The organism is Vibrio sp. 1978 (assembly GCF_033344345.1).
In genome coordinates, this window is sequence record NZ_JAWPOP010000050.1 from 1 (window position 1) to 7,094 (window position 7,094).

General features: G+C 58.1%; 7 protein-coding genes and 3 pseudogenes. 3 read left to right on the forward strand and 7 right to left on the reverse strand.

Going from position 1 to position 7,094, the window contains the following annotated elements; genetic code table 11:
- The coding region (locus R8N49_RS23925) for a hypothetical protein (RefSeq protein ID WP_206926156.1) at nucleotides 1-211 on the forward strand (211 nt) is incomplete at its 5' end.
- On the opposite strand, the gene R8N49_RS23930 is transcribed toward R8N49_RS23925, so the two are convergent.
- Nucleotides 183-1,013, reverse strand: coding sequence for an APH(6)-I family aminoglycoside O-phosphotransferase (locus R8N49_RS23930; RefSeq protein WP_001391758.1), 831 nt, complete (start codon nucleotides 1,011-1,013; stop codon nucleotides 183-185). The genes R8N49_RS23925 and R8N49_RS23930 overlap by 29 nt on opposite strands.
- A gap of 57 nt (nucleotides 1,014-1,070) precedes the next feature.
- Nucleotides 1,071-1,367 (reverse strand): annotated as a pseudogene (locus R8N49_RS23935) (MerR family DNA-binding protein); the annotation flags it as partial.
- On the opposite strand from R8N49_RS23935, the pseudogene R8N49_RS23940 reads away from it, so the two are divergent.
- Nucleotides 1,362-1,496: pseudogene (locus tag R8N49_RS23940) on the forward strand (relaxase); the annotation flags it as partial. The pseudogenes R8N49_RS23935 and R8N49_RS23940 sit on opposite strands and share 6 nt — an antisense overlap.
- A 31-nt stretch (nucleotides 1,497-1,527) precedes the next feature.
- Here R8N49_RS23940 and tetR(A) read toward each other — a convergent pair.
- Nucleotides 1,528-2,178: a tetracycline resistance transcriptional repressor TetR(A) gene (tetR(A), locus tag R8N49_RS23945; protein ID WP_000164043.1), complete on the reverse strand. Its 651-nt coding sequence runs from the start codon at nucleotides 2,176-2,178 to the stop codon at nucleotides 1,528-1,530.
- Between the two features lie 105 nt (nucleotides 2,179-2,283).
- Here tetR(A) and tet(A) point away from each other — a divergent pair, with 105 nt between their 5' ends.
- Nucleotides 2,284-3,483, forward strand: a complete 1,200-nt coding sequence (tet(A), locus tag R8N49_RS23950; RefSeq protein WP_001973670.1) for a tetracycline efflux MFS transporter Tet(A) — start codon at nucleotides 2,284-2,286, stop codon at nucleotides 3,481-3,483.
- 31 nt (nucleotides 3,484-3,514) lie between these two features.
- Here tet(A) and R8N49_RS23955 read toward each other — a convergent pair.
- The 4 genes and pseudogenes from R8N49_RS23955 to sul2 form a co-directional block, all read right to left on the reverse strand.
- Nucleotides 3,515-4,030, reverse strand: a pseudogene (locus R8N49_RS23955) (DMT family transporter); the annotation flags it as partial.
- 107 nt (nucleotides 4,031-4,137) lie between these two features.
- On the reverse strand, nucleotides 4,138-4,974 hold the full coding sequence (locus tag R8N49_RS23960) for an aminoglycoside O-phosphotransferase APH(6)-Id (RefSeq protein ID WP_000480968.1): 837 nt from the start codon (nucleotides 4,972-4,974) through the stop codon (nucleotides 4,138-4,140).
- A complete protein-coding gene (aph(3'')-Ib, locus tag R8N49_RS23965) occupies nucleotides 4,974-5,777 on the reverse strand; it encodes an aminoglycoside O-phosphotransferase APH(3'')-Ib (RefSeq protein WP_077202330.1) in 804 nt (267 codons plus the stop codon). Before aph(3'')-Ib ends, R8N49_RS23960 begins: the two co-directional genes overlap by 1 nt.
- Before the next feature lie 60 nt (nucleotides 5,778-5,837).
- Nucleotides 5,838-6,653 (reverse strand): sulfonamide-resistant dihydropteroate synthase Sul2, encoded by an 816-nt coding sequence (gene sul2 / locus R8N49_RS23970; RefSeq protein WP_001043260.1) that lies wholly within the window; start codon nucleotides 6,651-6,653, stop codon nucleotides 5,838-5,840.
- Between the last annotated feature and the right edge of the window lie 441 nt (nucleotides 6,654-7,094).

Genomic DNA, 7,094 nt, shown 5'->3' on the forward strand with positions numbered 1-7,094 from the left:
GGTTGATGAAGTACTGCCTGAACAACCCATGCGTCAGTGGGTGTTGAGCTTCCCGTTTCAGCTGCGTTTCCTGTTTGGGGTCGTTTGCGGGAAGGGGCGGAATCCTACGCTAAGGCTTTGGCCAGCGATATTCTCCGGTGAGATTGATGTGTTCCCAGGGGATAGGAGAAGTCGCTTGATATCTAGTATGACGTCTGTCGCACCTGCTTGATCGCGGCCGCGATAGCTAGATCGCGTTGCTCCTCTTCTCCATCCGCGTTCCAAGCTGCGGAAAGGCACCCATAAGCGTACGCCTGGTCGAGCAGGCGACGCGGATCGACGTCCAGCGCACGAGAGAATGCGTCCGCCATCTGTGCAATGCGTCTAGGATCGAGACAAAGGTCGTCTCTGTCAGCCGGATCGTAGAACATATTGGCGGCGCCAAAGCCCACTTCACCGACCAGACCGACGGGATCTATCACCAGCCAGCCGCGACTGGAGAACATGATGTTTTCATGATGCAGATCGCCATGTAGCCCACGCAGTTCCGAGGCATTGCTCATCATTTGATCGGCTATAATCGCCGCGTGGACGTAGTCAGTTTGACAACCTGCGTTTTGATCATCGCGCGCCCGCTGAAACAAAGCTGCAAAGCGATCCCGGATCGGGAGAAGGGCAGAAGGCAGGGGTTCCTCAGATGCGGCATACAGCTTCGCCATTAGTTCCGCTGCAATTTCGGTCGCCTGGTAGTCGCCGTGCTCGGCAACGATGTGAGAGAGCATTCGCTCCCCGGCATATTCGAGCAACATCAGATTGTTCTCACGACCGAGCAACCGGACTGCTCCCCTCCCATTGCGCCATACCAGATAGTCGGCCCCGCGCAGTTCATCAGCAATGTCTTCTATAGGTTTCAATCCCTTGACGATTGCAGGAGTCCCGTCTGGCAATGAAACTTTCCAAACGAGGCTGGAAAAGGTGTCCGCAATGAGAACAGGTTGCGAAACGTGCCAATGAGCAGGAAAAACAGGCGGCATGAAGGGGTCGTCTCAGAAAACGGAAAATAAAGCACGCTAAGGCGTAACTACCCTCGGCTACACCGCGTCGGCACCACGCGGCTCTTTCTCCCCTTGCAGCGAAGCAATCAGCGGGCAAGAAACGTTCCCTTGCCGCGCATGGCAGGCGAACACAAGTTCGGATAGCACGGTTTCCATGCGCGCCAGGTCGGTCATTTTTTCGCGCACGTCCTGAAGCTTGTGCTCGGCCAGGCTGCTGGCTTCCTCGCAGTGGGTGCCGTCATCCAGCCTCAGCAGCTCTGCGATCTCGTCGAGGCTGAATCCGAGCCGCTGGGCTGATTTCACGAAGCGCACCCGCGTCACATCCGCCTCGCCAGAGAGGCCGAGCGCGGCCGTGAGGCTTGGACGCTAGGGCAGGGCATGAAAAAGCCCGTAGCGGGCTGCTACGGGCGTCTGACGCGGTGGAAAGGGGGAGGGGATGTTGTCTACATGGCTCTGCTGTAGTGAGTGGGTTGCGCTCCGGCAGCGGTCCTGATCAATCGTCACCCTTTCTCGGTCCTTCAACGTTCCTGACAACGAGCCTCCTTTTCGCCAATCCATCGACAATCACCGCGAGTCCCTGCTCGAACGCTGCGTCCGGACCGGCTTCGTCGAAGGCGTCTATCGCGGCCCGCAACAGCGGCGAGAGCGGAGCCTGTTCAACGGTGCCGCCGCGCTCGCCGGCATCGCTGTCGCCGGCCTGCTCCTCAAGCACGGCCCCAACAGTGAAGTAGCTGATTGTCATCAGCGCATTGACGGCGTCCCCGGCCGAAAAACCCGCCTCGCAGAGGAAGCGAAGCTGCGCGTCGGCCGTTTCCATCTGCGGTGCGCCCGGTCGCGTGCCGGCATGGATGCGCGCGCCATCGCGGTAGGCGAGCAGCGCCTGCCTGAAGCTGCGGGCATTCCCGATCAGAAATGAGCGCCAGTCGTCGTCGGCTCTCGGCACCGAATGCGTATGATTCTCCGCCAGCATGGCTTCGGCCAGTGCGTCGAGCAGCGCCCGCTTGTTCCTGAAGTGCCAGTAAAGCGCCGGCTGCTGAACCCCCAACCGTTCCGCCAGTTTGCGTGTCGTCAGACCGTCTACGCCGACCTCGTTCAACAGGTCCAGGGCGGCACGGATCACTGTATTCGGCTGCAACTTTGTCATGCTTGACACTTTATCACTGATAAACATAATATGTCCACCAACTTATCAGTGATAAAGAATCCGCGCGTTCAATCGGACCAGCGGAGGCTGGTCCGGAGGCCAGACGTGAAACCCAACAGACCCCTGATCGTAATTCTGAGCACTGTCGCGCTCGACGCTGTCGGCATCGGCCTGATTATGCCGGTGCTGCCGGGCCTCCTGCGCGATCTGGTTCACTCGAACGACGTCACCGCCCACTATGGCATTCTGCTGGCGCTGTATGCGTTGGTGCAATTTGCCTGCGCACCTGTGCTGGGCGCGCTGTCGGATCGTTTCGGGCGGCGGCCAATCTTGCTCGTCTCGCTGGCCGGCGCCACTGTCGACTACGCCATCATGGCGACAGCGCCTTTCCTTTGGGTTCTCTATATCGGGCGGATCGTGGCCGGCATCACCGGGGCGACTGGGGCGGTAGCCGGCGCTTATATTGCCGATATCACTGATGGCGATGAGCGCGCGCGGCACTTCGGCTTCATGAGCGCCTGTTTCGGGTTCGGGATGGTCGCGGGACCTGTGCTCGGTGGGCTGATGGGCGGTTTCTCCCCCCACGCTCCGTTCTTCGCCGCGGCAGCCTTGAACGGCCTCAATTTCCTGACGGGCTGTTTCCTTTTGCCGGAGTCGCACAAAGGCGAACGCCGGCCGTTACGCCGGGAGGCTCTCAACCCGCTCGCTTCGTTCCGGTGGGCCCGGGGCATGACCGTCGTCGCCGCCCTGATGGCGGTCTTCTTCATCATGCAACTTGTCGGACAGGTGCCGGCCGCGCTTTGGGTCATTTTCGGCGAGGATCGCTTTCACTGGGACGCGACCACGATCGGCATTTCGCTTGCCGCATTTGGCATTCTGCATTCACTCGCCCAGGCAATGATCACCGGCCCTGTAGCCGCCCGGCTCGGCGAAAGGCGGGCACTCATGCTCGGAATGATTGCCGACGGCACAGGCTACATCCTGCTTGCCTTCGCGACACGGGGATGGATGGCGTTCCCGATCATGGTCCTGCTTGCTTCGGGTGGCATCGGAATGCCGGCGCTGCAAACAATGTTGTCCAGGCAGGTGGATGAGGAACGTCAGGGGCAGCTGCAAGGCTCACTGGCGGCGCTCACCAGCCTGACCTCGATCGTCGGACCCCTCCTCTTCACGGCGATCTATGCGGCTTCTATAACAACGTGGAACGGGTGGGCATGGATTGCAGGCGCTGCCCTCTACTTGCTCTGCCTGCCGGCGCTGCGTCGCGGGCTTTGGAGCGGCGCAGGGCAACGAGCCGATCGCTGATCGTGGAAACGATAGGCCTATGCCATGCGGGTCAAGGCGACTTCCGGCAAGCTATACGCGCCCTAGGAGTGCGGTTGGAACGTTGGCCCAGCCAGATACTCCCGATCACGAGCAGGACGCCGATGATTTGAAGCGCACTCAGCGTCTGATCCAAGAACAACCATCCTAGCAACACGGCGGTCCCCGGGCTGAGAAAGCCCAGTAAGGAAACAACTGTAGGTTCGAGTCGCGAGATCCCCCGGAACCAAAGCAAGTAGGTTAAACCCGCTCCGATCAGGCCGAGCCACGCCAGGCCGAGAACATTGGTTCCTGTAGGCATCGGGATTGGCGGATCAAACACTAAAGCTACTGGAACGAGCAGAAGTCCTCCGGCCGCCAGTTGCCAGGCGGTAAAGGTGAGCAGAGGCACGGGAGGTTGCCACTTGCGGGTCAGCACGGTTCCGAACGCCATGGAAACCGCCCCCGCCAGGCCCGCTGCGACGCCGACAGGATCTAGCGCTGCGTTTGGTGTCAACACCAACAGCGCCACGCCCGCAGTTCCGCAAATAGGGGTCGTTTGCGGGAGAGGGCGAAATCCTACGCTAAGGCTTTGGCCAACGATATTCTCCGGTAAGATTGATGTGTTCCCAGGGGATAGGAGAAGTCGCTTGATATCTAGTATGACGTCTGTCGCACCTGCTTGATCGCGGCCGCGATAGCTAGATCGCGTTGCTCCTCTTCTCCATCCGCGTTCCAAGCTGCGGAAAGGCACCCATAAGCGTACGCCTGGTCGAGCAGGCGACGCGGATCGACGTCCAGCGCACGAGAGAATGCGTCCGCCATCTGTGCAATGCGTCTAGGATCGAGACAAAGGTCGTCTCTGTCAGCCGGATCGTAGAACATATTGGCGGCGCCAAAGCCCACTTCACCGACCAGACCGACGGGATCTATCACCAGCCAGCCGCGACTGGAGAACATGATGTTTTCATGATGCAGATCGCCATGTAGCCCACGCAGTTCCGAGGCATTGCTCATCATTTGATCGGCTATAATCGCCGCGTGGACGTAGTCAGTTTGACAACCTGCGTTTTGATCATCGCGCGCCCGCTGAAACAAAGCTGCAAAGCGATCCCGGATCGGGAGAAGGGCAGAAGGCAGGGGTTCCTCAGATGCGGCATACAGCTTCGCCATTAGTTCCGCTGCAATTTCGGTCGCCTGGTAGTCGCCGTGCTCGGCAACGATGTGAGAGAGCATTCGCTCCCCGGCATATTCGAGCAACATCAGATTGTTCTCACGACCGAGCAACCGGACTGCTCCCCTCCCATTGCGCCATACCAGATAGTCGGCCCCGCGCAGTTCATCAGCAATGTCTTCTATAGGTTTCAATCCCTTGACGATTGCAGGAGTCCCGTCTGGCAATGAAACTTTCCAAACGAGGCTGGAAAAGGTGTCCGCAATGAGAACAGGTTGCGAAACGTGCCAATGAGCAGGAAAAACAGGCGGCATGAACATCAACCCCAAGTCAGAGGGTCCAATCGCAGATAGAAGGCAAGGCGTTCGCGGTCGGGGGCTTCGATCCCCAATACATTGAATAGGACAGCGAAGGCGCGCTCTGCTTCATCTGGCGCTGCCCAGTTCTCTTCGGCGTTAGCAATCATGAGTGCCAAATCGGCATAGCGATCTGCTGTTCCGAGCCGCCCAAGGTCGATCAGACCCGTGCATTGAAGAGTTTTAGGGTCCACCATGAAGTTCGGCATGCAGGGATCACCATGGCAAACAACCATATCGGTGCGCTCTTGGTCGAGCCGCACCGGTAGCTCTCGTTCGACACGAGCCAAAAGATCGAGCTGCGGCGTACTCTTGTCCTCGTCCGGTAAGAAGTCGGGATTGACGGCATTGCGGGACACCACATCAACGGCGCGTCCGAACATTCGCGACAGCCTGCGCTCAAACGGACATTGATCAACCGATAGGCTGTGAACAGCGCCAAGTTGCTGCCCCATTGACGGCCACGCTTTGAGCAAATCCGCTCCAGACAGATCAGCCGCCGGTACTCCCGGAATTGCCGTTATCACCAAGCATGCACCCTCCTGTTCCTCCTGCCAGTTGATCACCTCGGGGCAAGCCACACCTCGACCTTTGAGCCAAATGAGGCGGTCACGCTCTCCAGCGAGCTCACCGCGGCAGGAAGCAGGTGCGATTTTCGCGAAGGCATGCCCGTCACCACGTCGAAAAACAAAATCACCAGATTCTCCGCCTCTGACAGGCAACCAGTCAGAATGCGATTCACCAAAAAAAATATTAGTTCGATTCAATGGAGGTTCCTTCAGTTTTCTGATGAAGCGCGAATATAGAGAAATATCCCGAATGTGCAGTTAACGAATTCTTGCGGTTTCTTTCAGCGCCGCCAATACCGCCAGCCCGTCGCGCAAGGGGCGCGGCTCGTGTGTGCGGATGAAGTCAGCTCCACCTGCGGCGGCGGCAAGCTCTGCAGCGAGTGTCGCGGCCCCGACATCCCCCGGACCACGGCCTGTGAGCGCGCGCAGAAAGGATTTGCGCGAAACAGACAGAAGCACCGGCAAATCGAAGCGCAGCCGCAATTCATCGAACCGCGCCAGCACCGAGAGCGAGGTTTCGGGAGCAGCCCCCAGAAAAAACCCCATGCCGGGATCAAGGACAAGGCGGTTGCGTTTGATACCGGCACCCGTCAGCGCCGCGATGCGCGCGTCAAAGAACGCCGCAATGTGATCCATGATGTCGCCAGCGGGTGCCTCGCGCCGATCTGCCTGCCCGTCTTGCACCGAATGCATAACGACGAGTTTGGCAGATGATTTCGCCAATTGCGGATAGAACGCAGCGTCTGGAAAACCGCGAATATCATTGAGATAGGCTACACCACGCGACAAGGCATAGGCTTGCGTCGCGGGTTGATAACTGTCGAGCGAGACGGGAATGCCATCTGCCTTGAGCGCGTCCAGCACCGGCGCGATACGCGCGATTTCTGTGTCGGACGAAACAGGCGCGGCGTCGGGATTGCTGGATGCCGGACCGAGGTCGATCACATCTGCCCCCTCGGCCATCAGCTTACGCGCCTGCGCAATGGCTGCGTCTGGCGCCAGATACCGGCCTCCATCGGAGAAACTGTCCGAGGTTATGTTGACGATGCCGAAAATGATGAGCGATTTATTCATGGGGGCTTCTATAATAATAATAATCGAGCATGAGTCTCATACGGATGCTCGGGTCGAAAGGGAATCCCCAGGCGAGTAACCTGTTTGCGGTGATCCATTAGCTGCAGGAGCAGAATAGCATACATCTGGAAGCAAAGCCAGGAAAGCGGCCTATGGAGCTGTGCGGCAGCGCTCAGTAGGCAATTTTTCAAAATATTGTTAAGCCTTTTCTGAGCATGGTATTTTTCATGGTATTACCAATTAGCAGGAAAATAAGCCATTGAATATAAAAGATAAAAATGTCTTGTTTACAATAGAGTGGGATACAGACACGCTTGATATGTTTGGAGATGGGGTTCTAGGGATTTTCCCCTCTAAAAAGACTTAATCCTCTGTAGACCACACCAATAAATGGCTGCGGAGGTGGGTTACTACTTATAAGTGTGGCAAATTAGGTAAATA

Bases quoted from the DNA above. Each gene is read 5' to 3' on its own strand.
- R8N49_RS23930 (WP_001391758.1), bottom strand. From the start codon at position 1,013: ATGCCGCCTGTTTTTCCTGCTCATTGGCACGTTTCGCAACCTGTTCTC.
- R8N49_RS23960 (WP_000480968.1), bottom strand. From the start codon at position 4,974: ATGTTCATGCCGCCTGTTTTTCCTGCTCATTGGCACGTTTCGCAACCT.
- sul2 (WP_001043260.1), bottom strand. From the start codon at position 6,653: ATGAATAAATCGCTCATCATTTTCGGCATCGTCAACATAACCTCGGAC.